Raw genomic sequence first — 1,487 nt, 5'->3', positions numbered from 1 at the left:
CAACGCCGTTCAGTTAGGCGTGTGGGCTGTTCGTCAAGGCTGGTGAACGAGGCAGCGGAGCTGCTGTAGAAGAGGTTTGTCCTCCAAGACATCCTCACTACAGGAGCTCCGCTGTTGGAACAGGCTGCCATAACAAGGACGGTCGGGGTAGCGGACGGGGTGTTCGCGCCGGGGCATATCGGTGAGCTGACCCGGGTCGTCCCGTTCGAGATGGTTGACGAGGTGCTGGCGGAGACCGGTGCGGTGCAGCGCAGGATCCGTCTTGTGCCGGCGCGGGTCACGGTCTACCTGCTGCTGGCCGGAGTGCTCTTCAACGGGCTGGGCTACCGGCAGGTCTTCGACCGGCTGTGCGCCGGGCTGTCGGGCCTGGCACCGGTTCGGCCCAGCGGCAGCGCGCTTCGCCAAGCGCGACAGCGGCTGGGTCCGGCACCGATGAAAGCGCTGTTCCATCTGGTGAGCGGACCCGCGGCCACAACCGCCGCCGCCGGGCGGTGGCGGGGTCTGAGAATCGTCGCGGTCGACGGCACCCTGCTGTCGGTTCCGGACTGTCCGGCCAACCTCGCGGTGTTCACCCGGCAGCGGCTCGGCAACGGGATCTCGGGCTATCCGCAGCTGCGTCTGGCCGTGCTGGTGGCCTGCGGGACCCGGTCGGTGATCGGGGCCGTGTTCGGTCCCGCCGCAACCGGTGAGCTGGAGTACGCCCGCCGCCTGGCGGTGGACCTTCGGGCCGGGATGCTGCTGCTGGGCGACCGGAACTTCGCCGCCGCCGCACTGCTGAACCAGCTCGCCGCCACCGGCACCGATCTGCTCGTGCGCTGCAAGGCCAACCGGAAGCTGCCAACGGTGGCCCGCTGCCGTGACGGCTCGGTACTGACCCGCATCGGAGCGCTGACCGTGCGGGTCATCGACGCCGAGATCACCATCCGCACTGCTCAGGGCACACGCACCGGCCACTACCGGCTGCTGACGACCCTCACCGACCCTGCCACCCACCCGGCCGGGGAGCTCGTCCGGCTCTACCACGAGCGCTGGGAGGTCGAGACGGCCTATGCGGAACTGAAGTCCACGTTCCTGGGCGGCCGTGTCCTGCGGGCCCGCACCCCGGACGGCATTGAGCAGGAGGTCTGGGCCCTGCTGACCGCCTACCAGGCATTACGCACTGCGATGACCGACGCCACCGACAGCGTCCCGGGCACCGACCCGGACCGGGCCGGCTTCACCACTGCCCTCGCCGCCGCACGCGACCAGCTCGTCCTGGCCGCCGGCGTCACCCCGGCACCGACATCGACCTCGTCGGCGCCATCGGCCGCCACGTCCTGGCCCACCTACTACCCGCCCGGCGGGTCCGCACCAAAGACCGCATCGTCAAACGCGCGATCTCCAAATACAACGCACGCGGACCCGCCATCGACCGCACCACCTACAAAGCCACCATCAGCATCGCCATGCTCACGAGCGGCCCTTGACACCCTCAGCCCCGCCCTAAC

Annotated in this window: 1 protein-coding gene; it reads left to right on the top strand. The window is 69.6% G+C overall.

Annotated elements, in window-relative coordinates; genetic code table 11:
* Window positions 1-114 precede the first annotated feature (114 nt).
* Window positions 115-1,487, top strand: a 1,373-nt coding sequence (locus Sri02f_RS40915; RefSeq protein WP_245971044.1) for an IS4 family transposase, incomplete at its 3' end; no start/stop codon positions are given.

The organism is Streptomyces rishiriensis, from assembly GCF_003112535.1.
GTDB classification, from domain to species: Bacteria; Actinomycetota; Actinomycetes; order Streptomycetales; family Streptomycetaceae; genus Streptomyces; species Streptomyces rishiriensis.
This window is presented reverse-complemented; position numbering and strand designations above follow the sequence as displayed.